At 61.8% G+C, this 19,148-nt stretch carries 16 protein-coding genes; 3 read left to right on the plus strand and 13 right to left on the minus strand.

From position 1 onward, the window contains the following. Window positions 1–43: 43 nt before the first annotated feature. The 10 genes from ACQY6T_RS07620 to ACQY6T_RS07665 form a co-directional block, all read right to left on the minus strand. Window positions 44–2,359, minus strand: a complete 2,316-nt coding sequence (locus tag ACQY6T_RS07620) for a TonB-dependent receptor (protein WP_428630008.1) — start codon at window positions 2,357–2,359, stop codon at window positions 44–46. Window positions 2,360–2,548: 189 nt separating this feature from the next. Next, window positions 2,549–3,463 carry a DUF7064 domain-containing protein gene (locus ACQY6T_RS07625; protein WP_428630010.1) on the minus strand — a complete coding sequence of 305 codons (915 nt, stop codon included), beginning with the start codon at window positions 3,461–3,463 and terminating at the stop codon, window positions 2,549–2,551. Between the two features lie 110 nt (window positions 3,464–3,573). After that, window positions 3,574–4,329, minus strand: a complete 756-nt coding sequence (locus ACQY6T_RS07630) for a tyrosine-protein phosphatase (protein WP_428630012.1) — start codon at window positions 4,327–4,329, stop codon at window positions 3,574–3,576. Window positions 4,330–4,423: 94 nt separating this feature from the next. Further along, window positions 4,424–5,635: a cytochrome P450 gene (locus ACQY6T_RS07635; RefSeq protein ID WP_428630014.1), complete on the minus strand. Its 1,212-nt coding sequence runs from the start codon at window positions 5,633–5,635 to the stop codon at window positions 4,424–4,426. Between the two features lie 13 nt (window positions 5,636–5,648). After that, window positions 5,649–6,752, minus strand: coding sequence for an NAD(P)-dependent alcohol dehydrogenase (locus ACQY6T_RS07640; protein ID WP_428630015.1), 1,104 nt, complete (start codon window positions 6,750–6,752; stop codon window positions 5,649–5,651). 19 nt (window positions 6,753–6,771) lie between these two features. Then, window positions 6,772–7,740 carry a DUF7064 domain-containing protein gene (locus ACQY6T_RS07645; protein ID WP_428630017.1) on the minus strand — a complete coding sequence of 323 codons (969 nt, stop codon included), beginning with the start codon at window positions 7,738–7,740 and terminating at the stop codon, window positions 6,772–6,774. Beyond that, window positions 7,737–8,219, minus strand: coding sequence for a hypothetical protein (locus ACQY6T_RS07650; protein ID WP_428630019.1), 483 nt, complete (start codon window positions 8,217–8,219; stop codon window positions 7,737–7,739). The genes ACQY6T_RS07645 and ACQY6T_RS07650 overlap by 4 nt, the downstream gene beginning before the upstream one ends. After that, window positions 8,216–9,349 (minus strand): phosphotransferase family protein, encoded by a 1,134-nt coding sequence (locus ACQY6T_RS07655; RefSeq protein WP_428630021.1) that lies wholly within the window; start codon window positions 9,347–9,349, stop codon window positions 8,216–8,218. The genes ACQY6T_RS07650 and ACQY6T_RS07655 overlap by 4 nt, the downstream gene beginning before the upstream one ends. An 11-nt stretch (window positions 9,350–9,360) precedes the next feature. Then, entirely contained in the window at window positions 9,361–10,305 is a 945-nt protein-coding gene (locus ACQY6T_RS07660) for a DUF7064 domain-containing protein (protein ID WP_428630023.1), read from the minus strand. 81 nt (window positions 10,306–10,386) lie between these two features. Further along, the gene (locus ACQY6T_RS07665; protein ID WP_428630024.1) at window positions 10,387–12,993 is read right to left on the minus strand and encodes a TonB-dependent receptor; all 2,607 of its coding nucleotides are present in this window, start codon (window positions 12,991–12,993) and stop codon (window positions 10,387–10,389) included. A gap of 136 nt (window positions 12,994–13,129) precedes the next feature. Between ACQY6T_RS07665 and ACQY6T_RS07670 the strand changes: the two genes are divergently transcribed. Then, window positions 13,130–14,188: a 2Fe-2S iron-sulfur cluster-binding protein gene (locus ACQY6T_RS07670; RefSeq protein ID WP_428630025.1), complete on the plus strand. Its 1,059-nt coding sequence runs from the start codon at window positions 13,130–13,132 to the stop codon at window positions 14,186–14,188. Between the two features lie 27 nt (window positions 14,189–14,215). Further along, the gene (locus ACQY6T_RS07675; protein ID WP_428630027.1) at window positions 14,216–15,658 is read left to right on the plus strand and encodes an aldehyde dehydrogenase; all 1,443 of its coding nucleotides are present in this window, start codon (window positions 14,216–14,218) and stop codon (window positions 15,656–15,658) included. A 48-nt stretch (window positions 15,659–15,706) separates the two neighbouring features. Here ACQY6T_RS07675 and ACQY6T_RS07680 read toward each other — a convergent pair whose 3' ends face one another. Together ACQY6T_RS07680 and ACQY6T_RS07685 are read right to left on the minus strand one after the other, a co-directional pair. After that, window positions 15,707–16,060: a DUF2834 domain-containing protein gene (locus tag ACQY6T_RS07680; protein ID WP_428630029.1), complete on the minus strand. Its 354-nt coding sequence runs from the start codon at window positions 16,058–16,060 to the stop codon at window positions 15,707–15,709. Continuing rightward, complete coding sequence (locus ACQY6T_RS07685; protein WP_428630030.1) at window positions 16,060–17,169, minus strand: alkane 1-monooxygenase; 1,110 nt, start codon at window positions 17,167–17,169, stop codon at window positions 16,060–16,062. Before ACQY6T_RS07685 ends, ACQY6T_RS07680 begins: the two co-directional genes overlap by 1 nt. Before the next feature lie 141 nt (window positions 17,170–17,310). On the opposite strand from ACQY6T_RS07685, the gene ACQY6T_RS07690 reads away from it, so the two are divergent. Then, a complete protein-coding gene (locus ACQY6T_RS07690; RefSeq protein ID WP_428630032.1) occupies window positions 17,311–18,057 on the plus strand; it encodes a MerR family transcriptional regulator in 747 nt (248 codons plus the stop codon). Here ACQY6T_RS07690 and ACQY6T_RS07695 read toward each other — a convergent pair. Then, on the minus strand, window positions 18,003–19,067 hold the full coding sequence (locus ACQY6T_RS07695; RefSeq protein WP_428630033.1) for an enoyl-CoA hydratase-related protein: 1,065 nt from the start codon (window positions 19,065–19,067) through the stop codon (window positions 18,003–18,005). The two genes, ACQY6T_RS07690 and ACQY6T_RS07695, sit on opposite strands and share 55 nt — an antisense overlap. Between the last annotated feature and the right edge of the window lie 81 nt (window positions 19,068–19,148).

Here is a 19,148-nt window from a genome sequence, read left to right on the forward strand (position 1 = left end):
TGCCGGGACACGGCGACGGATCGCCGCGCCCCGGTCCCCCTTATCAGTAGGTAAAAGTCCCGCGAACCCCGATGATCCGCGGCTGTCCGGCAAAGCCGACCACCGTTGCGCCCAGCGCGTTGACGGTGCGCCGATAATCGGTGTTGAGGACGTTGCTGGCATAGGCGGTCAAGCGGAACCGCGAAAAATCGATCGAGGCGCGCAGGTCAAGCAGGCCATAGCCATCTTCGGCAGTCAGCGGGATACCCGAACCGAAGATCGGATTGCCTTCACCGGGTTCGTGGAAGAAGTCGCCAAGCAGCGAATAATTGGCTGCCAGCGTTACCTTGTTATCCCCCAGCGGGATCCGCCATTCGCCGTTAACGCTGACCGTATGCTTGGGCGCACGCACCAAAGTGGTGCCGTCGAAGGTCAGATTCTGACCGAGGTTGAAGACATAATTGTCATAGCGGGCATCGAGATAGCCATAGTTGAAACCGAAATCGAGATTGTCCGACGGATGGATCGAAATCTCGGCCTCGACCCCGTCGACCTTGCTGCCCGCCGCATTGGTGATCAGCGTTTGCGGCCCCGACACCGTGTCGATGATGCGCGATACCTGAAGGTTCGCATAGTCGTAATGGAAGGCCGACAGGTTGATCCGCAACCGCCGATCGAGCCAGTCGGATTTCACGCCGATTTCATAGGTCTTGATGTCTTCGGGCGCAAAAACGGTGCCCGCCGCTGCGGCGTTGAACGGAGCATATTGGAAGCCGCCCGATTTGAACCCGGTCGAGTAGCTCGCATAGACGCTGAGATCGGGCGAGAATTTATAGCTGAGCACGGCGCGCGGGTCGAAACTCGTATATTTGCGTGCGACATTAACGCTGAAACCCGCCGCAATGATCGGCAGCGCATCGGTCGTCGTATCGACGAAGGCGATACGTTTTTTATCTTCGGTGTAGCGGCCGCCGAGGGTCAGCTCGAGCGCGTCTGTAAAGTGAATGGTCGCCTGACCGAATACGGCAAAGCTTTTGATGTTATAGTCGGCCGAAACAATGTCGGTTGCCGGAGTCGATGCGACCGGCGGCACTTGCGCACCCGCAAAGGCGACCCGCGGCGCGCTGTCGACACCGACCCGGAAAATGTCGTCGCGCGAACTTTTATCCTTGTAATAAAAAGCGCCGATGATCCAGTCGAGCTTGCCGTCGAACGATGTCGCGCCGTCGGGGTTCGACGTCAGGCGGAATTCCTGCGTGTACTGGTTCGACCGTTCGATACCGATCTGGCTGAGCGTATCGAGTGACGAGCCATCGAGGTCGCGGCTGTCGCGAACCTTCAGCTTTTTATACGCGCTGATCGAGGTCAGGGTCGCAAAGCCCAGATCGCCCTCGATACGGACAACGCCGCTATAGCTGTCGCGATCGAGGGTTGGATCGAAATTGAGGAATCCGGCGCGCAGGCTGGTCGGGCGGATCAGGTTCGGCAAGCGTGCGGGAGCGGCAAAGAAAACCGAGCCGGGGTTGGCCGGGGCACCGCCAGCCGTCCGTCCGGTGCCCTGGTTGATTCCGCCGAACCCCGCCTTGTCGCCATCATGCAGATATTCGCCCGTCAGGTCGATGCGCCAGCCGTCGGTGGGCTCGATTGCCAACCGAATGCGCCCGCCGGTGTTGTCGACCCCTTGGAACTTGGTCCCGGTGGCCAGATTGGTGACGTAACCATCGCGTTCGGTATGCCAGCCCGCGACGCGGAACTGCACCGACCCGTCGGCGGTGATCGGGCCGCCCGCGGCGCCGAACACTTCCCAGCCGTTATAGTTGCTAATCCCTGCCTCGGCCACCGCTTCGAAGGTCGCCGTCGGTGCCTTGGTGATGACGTTGATCGCGCCGCCGATCGTGTTGCGGCCATAGAGCGTACCCTGCGGACCGCGCAGCACCTCGACGCGCTCGATGTCTTTCAGCGATCCGAACGACCCGCTTGACCGGCCGAGATAGACTTCGTCGGCGAACACCCCGACCGAGCTTTCCGAGCCGGGGTCGAACGAGCGGGTGCCGATGCCGCGAATGTAAAGCTGCGGGCGCAACGCGCCAAAGCTGCCGAAATAGACACTCGGTACGCGCGGTGCGATGGAATCGAGACTAACCAGACCGGCAGCTGACAATTCGTCACCGCCCAGCGCGGTGATCGCGATCGGAATATCCTGAATACGCTCTTGGCGCCGCTGCGCCGTCACAAGAATGTCGCCATAACCCGCAGCTTCGGTGGCCCGGTCTTCGGCTGGCGCATCGGCCGCGGGCGCGTCCTGCGCAAAGGCCGACTGCGCCCCGACGATGGTCGACGCGCAAGACAGGAAAAGTCCCCATTTGCTAATGTGGTTCATCGTGTGTCTCCCAGTATCAGCCGTCTCTCGCCTTCGGTGGATAGCGTCGCGACGCAGCTTTTTTCCAGAGTCCATATCGACCTGGTGGGGCAATATTAGTGAACCTATTTACGGTATGTCAAATCATTTCTTAAAGGGGTTAAAGACCTTTGGAATCAGAACCTGAAATGAGGGCGTATTGTTGCGTAGTCAGTTTTCCCCATTCCCCGCCCATGGAAACCGAAAGCCGCATTCCGCCAGACCATAGCCCTTCGTGCCGTCGGCCAGGGTATATTCCATCATATGTTCGGAAAGCACGAACGTATCGAAGGGAAAAAACCAGCGGAACAGCGGCTTCCCGGTGAATTCATGGACCCCGCCTTCGGCATCTGTGACTTTCCAGTGCATCGACTTGATCGTCATCTCATCATCTTCAAAGACGTTGCGGTCTTCCATGGCGCTGACCGCCGTCCAGCGACCATTCTGTCCGACCATCCGCATGTAGGCGTCCGCCCCCGTCGTCGCGATGCCGTGGACCGCGACGATCGACAGGCCATTATCGAAGATTGGCCAAGCCAGCCGGTAATGCCGCATATAATCCCAGTTGCGCGGCCCGACCGACAGATCGCGAAAGCCCTTTGCGTCGATATCGACGACCTCGCCGTCGCCGAGCGTGATCGCCCCGCGGACGTGGCACGTCCCCTCGGGATGATAATGCGAAATCTCTTTCGCAAAGCCGTCGTCGGCGCCCGCGGCGCTGAGTTCGATGCTGTCGGTCATCGGCAGGATCGCTGTCCAGTCGAGCGCGAGTTTGAAATGGTGTTCGTCGAAGCTGACACGGGCATGTTTGAGCGGCTCGATCGCCTCCATCGTCACGCCGGCTACAGTGACCCCGCCGGTCAACCGCTGATCGGTGTATGGTAGGTTCATGTTGAGCCGGGTGAACAGGGGTTTGCCATGCCGGAAAATGACGAACCACACATTGGTCTCGCGCCGGTTTTCCAATATGCCGATGCGGATGAATCCGCCGGTATCAGCGACCGGATCATAAAAATTGAAATAGAAACTCTGATTCCAGTCGGGATGGTCGTTCGCCGGGCAATAGCCTTCGGGATCCAGGTCCATCGCGTTTCTCCCTATGACGCCGGAGCGGCGCCTGATGCCAAGCGGGCGACAAGGTCCCGCCGCGATTGCGCCGCGTCCGCAACGCGCCGTGTAACGCGGCTCTCGGACTGTCAGACAAGAAATCGGTCGCTCAGTTGCGTCACGACGTCGCGGTCAACGCCGATCGCATCGAGGTAGGGCAACATCGAACCGTCCTCGGCCAGCATCGCGTCGAAAGACGCATCGAGGTAGTCGGGCGCGACGCCCAAAATTGCATCGAGCGTCGTTTCGTCGGGCAGCGGGCGCCCGTGGGCGGCAAAGCGGCGTTCGATTTCGGGCCGCAGCGCCGCTTTCACGGCGGGCAGGTTCGAAAGCATATAGTCGGCGATAATGTCCTGCCGCGAGACCCCGAGCAGACACAGGACCAGCGCGCCGGCAAATCCGGTGCGATCCTTGCCCGCCGAACAATGGATGAGGACAGGGCCGCCCGCACCGGCCATCCGCCGTAGCGCCTTGCCAACCAGCGCCTGATAGCGAGGGTCGGCGGGAAGATTGCGATAGAAATTGCGGTACATGCCATGCACCGCGATTACGTCGGTGACGGTCGACTGGAAAAACGCATGGTGCGGCGCGTCGCCACGGTCGCTCTGTTCGAGGATCAGCAATTCCGGCCCGCCTGATGCCGGCCAGGGCATCACGGCGGTGCGCACCTCGTCGGGAAATCGCAGATCGACGACGGTAGAAAAATTGCGAGCGACCAAGGCATCGAAAGGCGTCGTGCCAAGCGGGCCGGGTTGACCGCAACGGAACAACATCCCGTTCGCCACCGATCGGCCATTGGCAGCCGAGGCGCCGCCGAAATCGCGGAAATTCAAAACCTGGTTCATGATGGATGACGCCCCAAAGACGATCCGGCTCCCGATCGAACGAATCGCGCCGCCGCGCTAGCAGCCGCCGCTGACCGAGAATATGACCGCTTGATCACGCAACCATCGTCATATGCACGCTTTTGAGCCCGTTGATGAAATTCGATCGAAAGCGGCGGGGACGATCTTCGACTTGAAACGCTGTCACGCGCCGCGCCAACAGCCGGAAGACGACGCGCAGCTGCATTTCCGCCAGGCGCGACCCCACGCAAACATGTTGCCCGGCGCCAAAGCCGACATGGACCGGTCCCTTGCGCGCAATGTCGAAACGGTCGGGATCGTCGAATACGGCCTCGTCGCGGTTCCCCGACGAATAGAACATCACGACCTTATCCCCTGCAGCGATACGGACGCCGCCGATTTCGGTGTCGGTGGTCGCGGTCCGGCGCATGTGGATGACCGGGGTGGCGTGGCGGACCATTTCAGCGGGCGCGGTCTTCATCAGGTCGGGTTCGGCGCGCAACGCATCCCACTGATCGGGGTTCGCTGCAAAATTGATGATCGAATGGCTGATCGAATTGCGCGTCGTCTCGTTCCCACCGACCAGAACGAGGATGAGATTGGCGACGAAATCGGCGAACGGCACCGGCCGACCGTCGATTTCGGCATTGGCGAGCAGCGAGGCTATGTCGCCGCCGGGTTCGGCGCGGCGCGCTTCGAACAGTTCCTGCGAGAAGGCGAAGAATTCGCCCATGATCGCGGCCATCGCTTCGGACGAGGTGCGGAATTCTGGATCATCCTCGCCGACAAAGGCGTTGGTCCAATGATAGAGCTTTTCCCACGTCTCGGGCGCAACGCCAAGCAGTTCGGCGAGCGTGAGCAGCGGCAATGGCCCCGACAGCAAGGGCACGATGTCGATCGCCTGTCCCATAGGCATCTTGGCCAGCAAGGCTTCGGCGCGTTCCTCGATCCGCGATTCGATGCCGTCGAGCCGCACAGGCGCCAGCGCAGGCATGATGAATTTCCGATAGCGCGTGTGAATCGGCGGATCGCGCGAGATAAAAGGGATCCCAACCGCCGCCTCGCCTGCGCCAGTTAGCCCGACCTCATTCTCGTTGAAAATCCGGTGGCCGCCATGTTCGTGCGCCGACGAGAAAATACCGGGGTTTCGCGACACATGGACAATGTCGGCGTGGCGCAGGATCGCCCAATAGCCGGGACCATCGCTTTCGGGGTTCCAATGAACCGGGTCGTCGCGGCGCAGCGCCGCGAACAGGTCATGCGGGATTCCCTGTTCATAAAGGCCCGGATCGCCGAGGTCGGTCACGCCGCGCGCCCCTTTAAAATGTCAGCACGACTTTCACGCACCTGCCACTGTGCGCGTCTTCGATCGCCTGGTTGATCTGATCGAAAGGATAGGTTTTGACGAATTTTTCAAGCGGCAGGCGGCCCGCGTTGGCATGAGCGATCAGGTCGGGGAGGAAAGTCTCGATATCGCTATCCCCTTCGATGACCCCGCGCACGGTGCCGCCGATGGTGATCCACTGGATGATCGGCACCGACAGCATCGCATCGGGCGCGCCCGGTACGCCGACAAGCGCCAGCTTGCCGCGCACCGCCATCATCGCAATGGCACGTTCGAGCGCGGCGGCATTGCCGCTGGTATCGACCGCGAGGTCGGCGCCAGTGGCGACGATCGCGCGAACCGCTTCGGCGGTGTCGCCCGCCGCCGGATCGATGACGTCGGTGGCACCGAGTTCAAGCGCCAGCGCGCGGCGGCTTTCCTGTGGTTCGATGACGATGATCGGACTGCATCCGGCGATGACGCCGCCCATCACTGCCGACAGTCCGACAGCACCGCCGCCCAGCACGACCAGCGATTGGCCGCTGCGTGCCCCGAGCGAGCGGATGACGGCGCCCGCGCCCGTCTGAATGCCGCAGCCGAGCGGGGCGAGCAGCGCCAGGTCGGCGTCGGCATCGACCTTCAGCACATTGCGCTCGTTGGCGATCGCATAGCTGGCGAAGGACGACTGGCCGAAGAAATTGTCGGCAACGATGCTGCCGTCGTCTTTGCTCAACCGGCTCGATCCGTCTTCGCGGGCGCAGATCATGTTGAGCGGCACGAAGTTCCAGCAATAGGCGGGTTCGCCTTCGCTGCACCGCGGGCATTTGCCGCAGCTGTTGAAGGTAAGCAGCACCTTGTCGCCCGGCGCTACGGCGGTCACGCCCTCGCCGACCTTCTCGACGATGCCCGCGCCTTCATGACCGAGGACCGAAGGAAAGGCGTTGCCCATCATGCCGGTGGCAACGACGAGGTCGGTATGGCAGACGCCGACTGCGGCGATGCGAACCAGGATTTCGCCGACCTGCGGATCGGCCACCGCGACATTCTCGATGGAAAAGGCTTCGTTCGGACCGTTGAGGACGGCGGCGGTGGCTTGCATGTCGGATCTCCAGGAGAATTCAGTAGCGGGCGCGGATCGCGTCGCGGTGGCGGGTCAGATAGGCACGGCTAAGGCCCAATTGCTGGACCCCCGTGCCCACCAGCCCCTTGTGCACGGCGCGCATGGACGATTGCAGATAGGTGTTCGACGGATAGGGCGCCCAGTAACAACCGTTGGTCGTCGAGAAGGTGAAGTCGAAACTTTTGCCGCGAGCGTCGGTGACGCTGACTTCGCCGACCATCGGCATCGCGCCGCGATAATTCTGCCGCCCGCTCGCGCTGACCAGCCCCGACAGTTCGCCATCTTCGAGGATGTAGCCGCTGATCAGCGCCCCCATCTCGTTGGTCGTCGCAATGTCGTGCTTGACGAACATGTGACAAGTCAGCGCCTCGCCGAAGCTGACGTGCCACCAGATCACCGCGCCATTCTCGCGCTCGGGGCGCGGACCCCAGCTGCGGTCGCCGGTTTCGACGCAATCGACCGCATAATGCTTCCCGCGCACCACCAGTTCGCCGGTGATGCGATAGGTCATTTCATAATGACCCGCCCAGCTGCTGTCCCAAGCCGGCCCGTTGCGCTCAGCGGCAAGCGGATCGATGTCGGGATCGTTGATGTCGTAAGCGGTGTGCAATGCATGATAGTCGAGCTTGAACCAGGTATCGTCGATACCTTGATATTCGACGCGATAATGTCTGGTCGGATCGACTGCTTTGATCGAAAGCCCGTTGGGCAAGCTGAAATCGCTGAGCTTTTCGGGACACGGCATATGCTGCTGGTTGTCGATATACGCCTGTTCTTCCCACAGGTCGGTGATGCGATCGAGGATCGTCACGTCGGCCATGCACACGCCGAGCATCGGCCGCGCGACGACATAGACGATGACGTTGATATTTTCCTCGGGAATGCAGAAGGGCAGCGCGATGGTCTCGACCCACTGCCAATGCGAGTCCGGCTTGAAATGGAAATCGGCGTCTTCTGCGCGAATCATGACGCATCCTCCATCGTGTCGAAGCCGAAGGGCAGGAACCAGCGTCGATCCTTGAGGACGCGGACACGTTCGTGGGCGAGGATCAGGGACGAGAGCGTGGCTTTGGTCCCTTGCCCACCATCGACCGAGACGGCCTTGACGAGCGCCTCGATACCCTCGTTGATCGCGCGAGTCTGACCGCGGACATCGCTGCCGTCGGTTGCTGCAACGCGCTTTTTCAATGCTGTGACAGCGGCCTGTGTGTCGGACCCGCCCGCAATGGCGTCCACCAGCGCCGCCGCGAGCGCCTTGTTATCGTCCAACTCCTCGCGTTCGAACGCCGGGGTGGCGTCGAACTGCGCGCGCAGGATTTGCAGATGCCCAACCGACAACTGCACCTGTTCTTGCGCCAGAGAGGCCTCGGGCGGCAGATGCGGAAGCACGACCTCGGTCAGCGCGCGGATGATGCTGGCGAGCCGTTCGTCCACCGTCGGGGTCATGCGACATCTCCCATGCTGAGCAGGCGGACCAGATCGTCGGCAAACATCGGCGCGGTGCCGCCGAGGAAGGTCAGCAACACGTCCTGATGATTGTGCTGCGAACGCGCGGCGGCGAGGCCGTTGGCGACCACGATAACGTTGCATTTCCAGCTCGACATCACGTCGTAATAATGGAGCGTCGCGCGGTTGACGATGCGGCCCGAGCGCCGCTCATATTCGGTGATAAAGGTTTCGCGTTCGAACAGGTCGCTGGCGCGGAAAATGCCGTCGCTGTCGAAGGCGCCGAAAATCTGCATCAGCACCCACCCGAGATCTTCGTGAAAATCGCCGATGCGCGCGAGTTCCCAGTCGAGCAGCGCGGTGATCTCGCCCTTGTCTTCGTCGAACAGATAATTGCCGGTGCGATAATCGCCGTGCAGCATCACGAGGTCGCCGGTATCGGGCATTGCATCGACAAGCCATTGCGCCGCCAGCGCGACGACCGGGCGGGTTTCCCCTTCGTCGATCTCCCACAGCTCACGCCAATAATTATACGACCAGCGCGCGGCCTGTTTGGCATCGGCTTCGGGGACCTCGAAACCGGGCAGCGGGTTCGCGCGCCAGTCATAGGCATGGATGGTCACCAGATGATCGAGAAACTGGTCGCGCAGCTTGGCGCGCAAATCCGGACCCAGCCAGGTACCTAGCCCCGACACCTTCACCCCATTGCTGTCGCTTGGCTTTGTGACCCCGGACACCACGCGCAGGATCGCTGCCGACTGGGGAAAATGCTCGGCGTCATTGTCGATCCATACGGGTTCGGGAACGGGAACGCGGCCCCGCATCGCCCCGATCAGGTCAAACTCCCGCGCGCGATCGGTTTCGGTAATCGCCGATCGCGGGTCCATGCGGAGGAGAAATTGTTCGTCCCGTCCGTCATCGGACAGGGTGAAGAAGAACTGCTCCTTCGACGCCCCGCCGCCGACGCGGCGCACGCCTGACACGACCGCGCCTGGACGCTGCTTGGCGAAATAGCTCGCGAGCAAATCCTGCACTTCGGGGATCAGTGCCGCGCGATAGGGTGGCAGGCTGCGATTGTTGCGGCGCCGGTCGAGAATCTTGCGGTGGACGGCTTCCATATCGTTCAACATCGCCGCGCCCCTCAATAAGGGCCGTTGGCGCGGATATGGTCAAGATAGTCGGTCGGCCAGCAACATTCCATCCAGCCAACCCCGGTCTTGCCGTCGATGATCGAGCGTCCGCCGCTTTCGTTGAGGCTGCAATTCGGCACGGGCTTGAGCGTGTAGCAACCAAAGACTTCGGTTTCGATGCGTGTGCTCCGACCGGCCTCGTCCACGATATCGGCGGTGTAGCCGGTCTGCCAATATTGATCGTCGAAGGTCACATCGACGGCAACCGTGTCGATCCGCGACATCAACCCGTCCTTGAACACATAGCCGCGGACATGTTCTTTACCCAGCGCGTTGAACCGCCAGAAATGGACCGAAATCTCTTCGCCGACCTGACCGACGAACCATTCATATTGCTGGAACGGCACCCAGTCGCGGGTTCCCCAGCTATGGTCCCGATGTCCGGTGGCGTCGAATTCGATCACCCGATCGCCGATACGCAGCGTTCCCTTGACCCGGCCCGCCTGTTCGATGCGGTCGGTCGCGCAATACGCCGGACAGCCGCGCGGGTCCGAAGCATAGGCATAGGGCGGATGGAAAGCCGTGAAATCGAAATCGACCGTGGCCTCGGGGGTTTCCCAATGGATATGCGCTTGGTCGAATTTCAGATCCTGCTGCATCCGGAAGCCCTCGATCGACCAGTCATCGAACCCCATGTCGGGTGACACCGGCCGGTCCGCCAAGCGCTGCTGGATCGGATCGCCGCCGACTCCGGGGCCGAACACCGCGAGCGCGGCGCCAGCGACGCTGTCTTTCGACACCCAAGTGTAGGTGAAAAACGCAATCTGATGCTCGGGCAAGACAACGATATAGGGAATGGACTCGCGTCCCATCGCCACATCGGGAAGGACATGGCGGCCGTCGTGGACCGCGTCGACATCCATCGCCGGTTCGGCCCACACCTTGTTGTCAAACATCGCGACTCTCCGTTGGGTTATCGTTTTTGGATCGAAGCCCCGACACTTTTGGAATGCCAGGGCCTCGTCGATATTCAAGCGTCAGAAACGAACCGTGACCTCGGCGCCATAGGTGCGCGGTTGAGCACGGACGCGATAGCCATTGCCGAACAAATTCTCGAGGCTGATGCCGAAGGGGTAATAGACCTTGTCGGTCAGGTTCTTACCCCAGACCGAAATCGAATAGCGCCCCATGGTATAGGTCGCGCGGGCGTTGGCGATCCAATATTTGCCCTCGCCCTCGCCGAACTTGCCCGACGCCACCACCGGCAAGGGTCCGCGGCTGTAATCCTTGAAACTGTCGAAGTAGAATTGGCCGGTATAATTGACGTCGCCGTGGATCGTCAGCTTGTTGTCGCCATCGTCGATCGGCACCCAGTCGGCCGAAAAGGATGCCGATTGCTTGGCGGCATAAGGGAAGGGATTGCCTCCGACACTGACCGGTCCGCCCGACGACACGACGCAGCTGCCGAGCTGCGCCGGAAAATTGGGGATGCTCGCTGGGTTGGCGGGGCAGTCGCCGCCTTTATAACTGGAATCCAGCAGTCCGAACGAAGCGCTGAGGGTCAGGCTGTCGACCGGATTGATGATCGCCTCGACCTCCAGCCCTTTCAGCGTGCCATCGAGCGAAATCAGGTTCGCCGTTGCCGACGCGTCGACGACCTGACCCTGCTGGCCTTTATACTTGTAATAAAAGGCCGCGATGTTGAGCTGGGCGCGATTGTCGAAGAAGCGCGATTTGAAACCGACTTCAAAGGCATCAACCTGTTCGGGCTTGACGAAATAGACCTGATTGGCGCTGCCATAAGCCAAGCCATTGAAGGTGCCCGACCGGTAACCGCGGCTGTAGCTGCCATAGACCAATATGTCATCGGCAGGTTTCCAGTCGACGATCGCGCGACCGGTGACCCGGCCCGCCGAACCGCTGTTTTCGAAACCGGTCGGCAATGGAATTCCGAGACCTTGGAACGACGGAATTACGACATTGCCCGCTTCGTCGCGCACCGCCTGGACAAAATAGGGAGATAGCGCCCCGCCCTGCACGAAGTTGGACACGGTGATCAGACGCGCCGCGCCGGTGTCGTCGTAGTAGGTGGTCAAACCATCATAAAAACGGTTCTTGTCCTTGGTATAGCGCAGCCCGGCGGTAACCTTCAGCGTCGGCGTCAGCTCATAACTCGCCTCGCCATAAGCCGCGTAGGAGGTGCGTTTCTGAGCGAAATGCTGGGTGGCGCGAATACCGGTGGGCAGCGAACCCGCCGACAGGCCGGCGCCGTTGAATGCGCCGCCCGGATTGAAATAGGTCGGCGGCAAGCCGACCGCGGTGGTCACATCGCTGAGGAAGTTGAAGAAGTCGGGGGTGTTATCAGCGACAACCTTGTCTTTGCCGTAAAAGGCACCAACGATCACTTTGAACGGGCCGCCGTCGTAGTCAAAACGAACATCCTGATTGAAGGCACTGAATTTGGAACGATAGCCGAGCGCACACAGCCTCACCGGCGACGCGTCGCAATCTGTCTGCGATTGCTGGTAAAGTCCGTCATCAAAGCCGGTGATCGAGATCAGCTTAAGCCGGTCGCTCAGTTCGAACCGCGCATCGAACACGGCGCCGCGCGTCCGCGATGTCGCGATTCCAACGGTGTCGAGTTCGACCTCGTTAAGGCCCAGTCCGCGACCCGACTGGCTGTAGCTTGCGGGGACCAGGCCGCCCGGCGCCAGCGCGGCAAACAGCCCGCCGAGCAGGAAGTTCGGGTTGGTATAGTTGATAACGTCGCTGGTCCGGGACGATCCGGTCGGTAGTGGGGCCTCGACCCCGCCTTCGGCTTCGGCGGCATAGACTTTCAGCTTGAGGTCGATCGCGTCGCTGGGCTTGAAGCGCATCGTCAGGCGCAGGCCATAGCTTTGCGCACCGCCCGGATCACGCCCGGTATTGAAGTTCAACCCCGACGCGCCGCCGCCGGTGGTCGTGTTCGGCCCCTTGGGCAGGCGGTTGTGGATATAGGGATCGGAATTGACGTAGGTCCCGGCAAGCCGGATGCCAAAGACGTCGTCGACCGGGGTAACCTCGATCGCGCCTTCCATGTTGAAGCGATTATAATTGCCGTAGCCGACCGTTGCGAAACCGTTCTGCCCGTTTAGCTCGGGGCTTCGCGTGATGAAGTTGATCGCGCCGCCAGTGGTGTTGCGGCCATAGAGGGTGCCCTGCGGGCCGCGCACAACTTCAATCTGGTTGAGATCATAAAGTTGCTGGCCGTGGCTCGAGCGAAATGCCTGATAAACTTCGTCGACATACACGCCGATCGGCGAGGCCGCGTTGGCGTTGAATTCGGTGCCGACCCCGACGCCGCGGACCGAGAAATTCGGTTGCTGCTGGCCATAAGGCGACGACACCTGAAAGTTGGGCATGGTGTTGTTGAGGTCGCTGGTTTCGAACACGCCCTTGTTCTGCAGCGCCTCTGACGAGATTGCCGAGACGGCAACGGGAACATCCTGAAGATTTTCGGAGCGCTTGGTTGCCGTCACGACGATATCGGCCAGGCCGACCTGCTCGGTCGTCTCGTCGACAGGGGCCGCGTCCTGAGCCCAAGCCGGGGTCGCAACGCTGGCCGCCGCCAACGCACACAGACTGACTGCCGTAAATTTCCTCATCGTCATCCTCCCTCAAAAAGGTCCGGACCGTCCCAGATCCGTCGCCCGCTTTTTTGCGTGGCATTGATACGTAAAATAGATTAGAAAAAAAACTTGTCAACCGATTTACGACTTCAAAAAATATCGGAGCCAGAGGATGTCGCTGTTTAAATCGCTGTTCGGGAAATCGCCACCAAAGCAGGTCGTTGTGCAGCCCGGAGGCGAGCACTTTGCGGTCGACGCCGGGCAGACAGTGCTCGAGCGCGCGCTGAAAGAAGGACTCGCTTATCCGCATGATTGCACCGTTGGCACCTGCGGATCGTGCCGTACGAAATTGCTGTCGGGTCGGGTCGAGGCGATCACGCCCTTCGGCTATACGCTGAGCAAGAACGAGCTCGACGCAGGCTATATTCTGGCGTGCCAGGCGATCCCCAAGTCGGACCTGGAACTGGAAGTCGAGATCGGCAGCGACTCGGCGATCGCTCCCCTCACCTGCGCGGCCAGACTGGTCGGCATCGATGATCTGACCCACGACATCAAAAGGCTGCGCTTTCAGGCCGACCAGCCGATGCGTTATCGTGCCGGCCAATATCTCAACCTGCGCTGGAACGGTGGCGATGCACATCGTTCGTACAGCTTTGCCGCTGCGCCCAGTGCCGATGGCAGCGCCGAACTTACCACCTTTGTCCGCCATGTACCGGGCGGCGCCTTCACCGATCTGCTGTTCACCGGCGATCCGCTCGCTGCGACCTATGAAATCGACGGACCGCATGGCAATTTCTGGCTCCGCGACGGAGCTGCGGACAAAAAGGCGCCGCTGATCTGTATCGCCGGGGGCAGCGGCCTAGCCCCGCTGATCAGCCTGCTTCAAGACGCCGCAGAGCGCCGGGTGCGCCGCGACTGCATTCTGCTGTTCGGCGGGCGCGGCGCACGCGACATCTATGCGCAGGACGAAATTGCCGCGATCCGCAACGCCTGGACCGCCGGCTTCGACTTCTGGCCAATCCTGTCCGAAGAAAGACATGACCAATATCGCCACGGCATGGTCACGGGCCATGTCGGGGCGGCGCTCGAAAAACTCGGACCCGGCGCGCATGGCTATATGTGCGGCCCGCCGCCGATGATCGATGCCGGCATCCACGCGCTGACCGAGGCGGGGATCGCGCTCGATCATATTCACTACGACAAATTCACCGACGCGAGCACGCGCGGCTGAGACCCCAAAATGGAGAGAGGAATTTTTATGAGCATGGACCGCGACGCCTTTTTTATCGGCAATCAATGGGTCAAGCCTTCGTCCGACCGGACGTTCAAACTGATCAACGCATCGACCGGCGAGGCGATCGCCCGGGTACCCGAGGCGATCGAGGCCGATGTCGATGCGGCGGTTGCCGCCGCGCGCGACGCGTTCGACAACAGCCCCTGGCCGCGGATGAAGGCATCCGAACGCGCCGCCGTCATGGAACGCTTCATGGGCGCGCTCGCCGCGCGCGGCGGCGACATTGCCAAGGCGGTGAGCCTGCAGAACGGGATGCCGATCGCACTTAGCGAACAACTCGAAGGCGGCTTCCCGGTCGGCATCCTGCAATATTATGCCGGGCTGGCCGCTGGCGAGAACGCCGGTCCCGACGTCCGCCCGTCGCAGATGGGCAAAGAGACGTTGGTCGAGCGCAATCCGGTGGGTGTCGTCGCGGCGATCGTGCCGTGGAACTTCCCGGTGACGCTGGCGATCAACAAGATCGCGCCTGCAATGGCGGCGGGTTGCACCGTCGTGATCAAGCCGTCGCCAGGCACAGTCCTCGACAGCTATCTGGTGGCCGAAGCCGCGCTGGAGGCGGGCGTTCCAGCGGGCGTGCTCAACTGGGTCGCCGCCGACCGCGCGGTCGGCGCCTATCTCGTCTCGCACCCCGGCATCGATAAAGTCGCCTTTACCGGCTCAACGGCGGCCGGACGCAAGATCGGTGCGACTTGCGGCGAACTGCTGCGCCCGGTCACGCTTGAACTTGGCGGCAAGTCGGCAGCGATCGTGCTCGAGGATGCCGATCTTGGCAGCTTCCTCGCTGGTATCCCCATGGCGTCGATGCTTAACAATGGCCAGGCCTGTTACAACGGCACGCGCATCCTTGCCCCGGCAAGCCGCTATGGCGAGGTTGTCGACGCGATCGCGGGGATGCTCGGCACGCTAACCGTCGGCGATGCGATGGACGCCGCGACCCATGTCGGGCCGATGGCATCCGAAGCGCATCGCGAGCGCGTCGAAGGCTATATCGCCAAGGGCAAAAGCGAGGCCAGGCTGGTCGCCGGCGGCGGGCGGCCGCGCAACATGAACCGCGGCTGGTTCGTCGAACCAACGCTGTTCGCCGATGTCGCGAATAGCGACACGATCGCGCAGGAAGAGATTTTCGGACCGGTGCTGTCGGTCATCTCCTACGCCAATGACGCCGATGCGGTGCGGATCGCCAACGACAGCGATTTCGGGCTGGGCGGATCGGTGTGGAGCAGCGATGCCGAGCGCGCGCTGAGCGTCGCGCGGCAGGTCGAAAGCGGCACCGTTGGCGTCAACGGCTACATGCCCTCGCTCGGCGCGCCGTTCGGCGGGATCAAGGGCAGCGGGCTGGGGCGCGAATTCGGCCCAGAGGCCGTCGGCGCGTACCAGCAGCTCAAATCGATCTACGTCATGGGATAAGGGGGGCGGCGGGGAGCGGGTTAACGTCCCTCCCCGCCGTTTAAATCCTCAGCCGGTCTGGCCGGCCTTTGCCAAGTGCCGTTCGCGCCGCACCAGATAGAGCGGAAAGGCGAAGCAGGTGCCGATGAACGATAGGACAAGAAACAACCAGCCCGTCCGCGCGCCCAGCCCGATCCGCACTGCGTCGGGCACGACCCAGATCATATAGACGATCCATGCCGCAAGGATATCGACGGTCAGGAATGCCGCGGCATCGCCCGAGCGGAACGCGTCGAGAAAAAAAGACGGCAGGTTGAGGATATTGCCGCCGCCCTGCATCCACGCGATGCCGTAGTACCAAGCCAGACCTGCCGATACGAAAGCGATCAGCACATAAAGCCCATGGCGGATGGGTCCACCCATCACGCGTAAGCCATGCCGCCGGCCGACTTGTCGTCGAACCAGTCGGGCCAGCCGGCTGCCTTGTTCTGCGCGCGCGCCATTTCGCGTTCTTCGGGGGTTGCCAGTTCATTGTCCCATCGCTTCAGCGCAGGTTTGATGATCATATTGTGCCACAGCGGCGGGACCAGCGCGGCAAAGAAGCACACGAAAACGCTGGGCATCGGGATCCACTGACGATCGGGAACGAGTTGGTGGAATTTGGCGAAGCTATCGGTGTGATGATCGGCATGATTGGTGATCTCGAACCCCATCAGCCGCGACAGCGGTTTCAGGTGATTCCACACATGACGCCGACTGATCGCGCCGCCGACTTTGCGGGTCAGGCCGTAATGCTGAAAATAGTTGAAGGATTCGATCCAGAAGCGCGCGATGATCATCGCGCCGAGTGCAATACCCACAGCGGTCCAGCCGCCGATCGCGAAGATGATCACCTGCATGACCAACTGCGCCAAAATCGCTTTCCAGATGCGGTGGCGGATCGACCAGCGGCCATAACCCTCTTTCTCCAGCGCATCGGCCTCGGTCTTGTTCGAATCGACGAAGCTGATCAGCACCGCCTTGGCGGTAAAGCTATAGAGGTTGGTGCCGCGCTTCGCGGTGTCGAAATCGAGTTCGGACGCGACGTTGATGTGATGCCCGACGACATGCGCGATCTCGCGCGTCGCATCGAGGTAGCAGACCTGGACATAGCGGCCGACGAAACGGCGTAGCTTGCCCCGGGCGTGATAAAGTTCATGACTGGCGGGAACGAGCGGGACGACGCTGAGCCACGCGAGCGAGAGGACAGCGCCGACGACCTGGCCCATGGTGATAACTTCCGCATTCGCGACCCAAAAAGCAGCGATGAAAAACAGGCAGGGCGCAAACAGCGAGGCAAGCCAGACCGGAAGATCCGCGACAAATCCCTCACGCATCTGACGCGGTCGCATATCATTGGGGAGGATGCTGTCGATCAGGCCGAGCAGCGGCAACGTCGCGATCCCGACCCAAACCCAAGCACCGCCCGCGACAAAGCTGGCCGCGGTCAGCAGCTGGATCGCAAAGGCGGTGTAATAACGCAGATAGTCCATGACGGATTCCTCCTGGCTCATTCTCATCCCATATTTTGCGTTTAACATATACGCGTTTTATCGGATCCACAAGACCGTAAATCGGATTATCTTTTTCCTGCCCCCTTGAGCCGCATGGCCCAACTGGCCTAGGACGCCGATATGAAGATGCGCGATTTGGAAACACGCACAGGGGTGAACCGCGAGACGATCCGCGTCTATCTGCGCCACGGGCTGGTCCCCGAACCGAGCCGGCCAAAACCCAATGTTGCCGATTATGATGAAAGTCACGTCCGCGCGATCGCTGCGGTGCGCGATTTGCAGCGCGACAGTCGGCTAACGCTCAATCAGATCAAGGCGGTGCTCGAGGGCGAGCATAGCGAGCACCGGATCGAGGCCGGCGCTTTCCACAATCTGGAGGCGCTGGTCGCCACCCGCGTCGGGGTCGACGACCGGCAAGTCACCGTCGAATCGCTGGTCAAGCTGTGGCCGCAGGCGCGCGAGGATGCGGCGGCCTTTGCCGCGATGGGGATGATCGACATAATCGAAACGCGCAAGGGTCCGGCGCTGAGTGTGACCGATAGCCGGATCCTCAATATCTGGGGCGAAATGCGCGCATCGGGCTATTCGGATCAGCTCGGCTTCACGCCCGATATCCTGGCCTTTTACAAAGAGCCGGTCGAGATGGTCGCGCGGCAGGAATCGACCCTTTTTCTAGAACGCGTCGAGGGCAAGCTCGACGAACAGGAAGCCGCGGCGCTGTTCCAGGCGGGTATGCGGCTGATGATCGACTTCTTCGGCCTGCTCCGCACCAAGGCGCTGCTGCGCTATCTGCACCGCTACGCCGAAACCGGTCAGGAAAAGCCCGAACGCCTGAAGGCAAAGGGACCACCCAAAAAGGCAGGATAGCTGGTCGCGGCGACGATCGCATAATCGGCGATGCGCAGGTCGTCGGGATGTTCGCCCGCCCAGGGTGTCACGGCTTTGCTGATCCTTGCCAGGGTCTCGCGATTATCGAACCCTCCCCCAACCGCCTGCACCGCTGCCACAGCTTCGCCAACAAAAGCCGGCAGCGTGCCTTTGCGGACATGGCGATCATGGTCGGTTTTGCCGAGGAAGAGCGTCTGGATCATATTGCGCGGTTCGGGGCGCTGGATCAGGTGCGCAAAAATCGCCATCTCGCTGCGGATCGCGCCGTCGAATCCTTGCGGGCCGCCAAGTTCGACGCAATCGAGGATCGCGACCGGCGCCGGGTAGCGCGGATCGGCGGCGGCGCGTCGGGGGGCGACATGGGGAGCAATGTCCTCGGGACGCGCGGGGCGCCAGTCGGGGCGGTCCCAAGGTTGCACGGCGTCCGGGTCTGACAACAGCCAGGCTTCTGCGCGCGCGACCTCTTCGCCTGCCGCGCAGATTTCATCGACCAGCCCCGCCGCCAATGCCGCCGCGCCGTTCAGCCGCTTTCCGTCGAGGAGGATTGGCAAAGCTGCTTCGACCCCGATCAGGCGCGGCAGACGCTGGGTTCCCCCTGCCCCCGGCAACAGCCCGACGAGCGATTCCGGCAGGCCCAGTCCGATCTTCGGATCGTCGACCAGCACGCGATAATGGCCACCAAGCGCGAGTTCGCAACCGCCGCCGAGCGCGAGTCCGCCAAGCGCAACGGCGACCGGCTTACCGGCTGTCTCCAGCGCGCGGATCGCCTTGGAAAGCGGAAAGAAATGATCGTAAGCGACGTCGAAACGCGCGCGCGGCGGGCTTTGCATGATCATGCCATAGGCGACGCCCAGTTCATTGAGGTCGGCCCCGGCGCAAAAAGCGTTGTCCTTGCCCGAGCGCAGCAGCACGCCGGTAACATCGGCGTCGGGCAGCCACGCCGCAAAGGCGCCCAGTTCGTGGATCGCCGCGTTGGAAAAAACGTTCATCGTCCGCCCAGAGCAATCGAAGACCAGATGAACGAGGCCATTATCGGGAAATTCGAGACGGAACTGCTCTAGTGCTGGGGG

It is taken from the genome of Sphingopyxis sp. (assembly GCF_965279725.1).
GTDB lineage: Bacteria > Pseudomonadota > Alphaproteobacteria > Sphingomonadales > Sphingomonadaceae > Sphingopyxis.

Coding starts and splice junctions, on each gene's coding strand:
- ACQY6T_RS07670 (WP_428630025.1), top strand. CDS start 13,130: ATGTCGCTGTTTAAATCGCTGTTCGGGAAATCGCCACCAAAGCAGGTC.
- ACQY6T_RS07680 (WP_428630029.1), bottom strand. CDS start 16,060: ATGGGTGGACCCATCCGCCATGGGCTTTATGTGCTGATCGCTTTCGTA.
- ACQY6T_RS07620 (WP_428630008.1), bottom strand. CDS start 2,359: ATGAACCACATTAGCAAATGGGGACTTTTCCTGTCTTGCGCGTCGACC.
- ACQY6T_RS07695 (WP_428630033.1), bottom strand. CDS start 19,067: ATGAACGTTTTTTCCAACGCGGCGATCCACGAACTGGGCGCCTTTGCG.
- ACQY6T_RS07630 (WP_428630012.1), bottom strand. CDS start 4,329: ATGAACCAGGTTTTGAATTTCCGCGATTTCGGCGGCGCCTCGGCTGCC.
- ACQY6T_RS07675 (WP_428630027.1), top strand. CDS start 14,216: ATGAGCATGGACCGCGACGCCTTTTTTATCGGCAATCAATGGGTCAAG.
- ACQY6T_RS07665 (WP_428630024.1), bottom strand. CDS start 12,993: ATGAGGAAATTTACGGCAGTCAGTCTGTGTGCGTTGGCGGCGGCCAGC.
- ACQY6T_RS07660 (WP_428630023.1), bottom strand. CDS start 10,305: ATGTTTGACAACAAGGTGTGGGCCGAACCGGCGATGGATGTCGACGCG.
- ACQY6T_RS07655 (WP_428630021.1), bottom strand. CDS start 9,349: ATGTTGAACGATATGGAAGCCGTCCACCGCAAGATTCTCGACCGGCGC.
- ACQY6T_RS07625 (WP_428630010.1), bottom strand. CDS start 3,463: ATGGACCTGGATCCCGAAGGCTATTGCCCGGCGAACGACCATCCCGAC.
- ACQY6T_RS07650 (WP_428630019.1), bottom strand. CDS start 8,219: ATGACCCCGACGGTGGACGAACGGCTCGCCAGCATCATCCGCGCGCTG.
- ACQY6T_RS07690 (WP_428630032.1), top strand. CDS start 17,311: ATGAAGATGCGCGATTTGGAAACACGCACAGGGGTGAACCGCGAGACG.
- ACQY6T_RS07645 (WP_428630017.1), bottom strand. CDS start 7,740: ATGATTCGCGCAGAAGACGCCGATTTCCATTTCAAGCCGGACTCGCAT.
- ACQY6T_RS07685 (WP_428630030.1), bottom strand. CDS start 17,169: ATGGACTATCTGCGTTATTACACCGCCTTTGCGATCCAGCTGCTGACC.
- ACQY6T_RS07640 (WP_428630015.1), bottom strand. CDS start 6,752: ATGCAAGCCACCGCCGCCGTCCTCAACGGTCCGAACGAAGCCTTTTCC.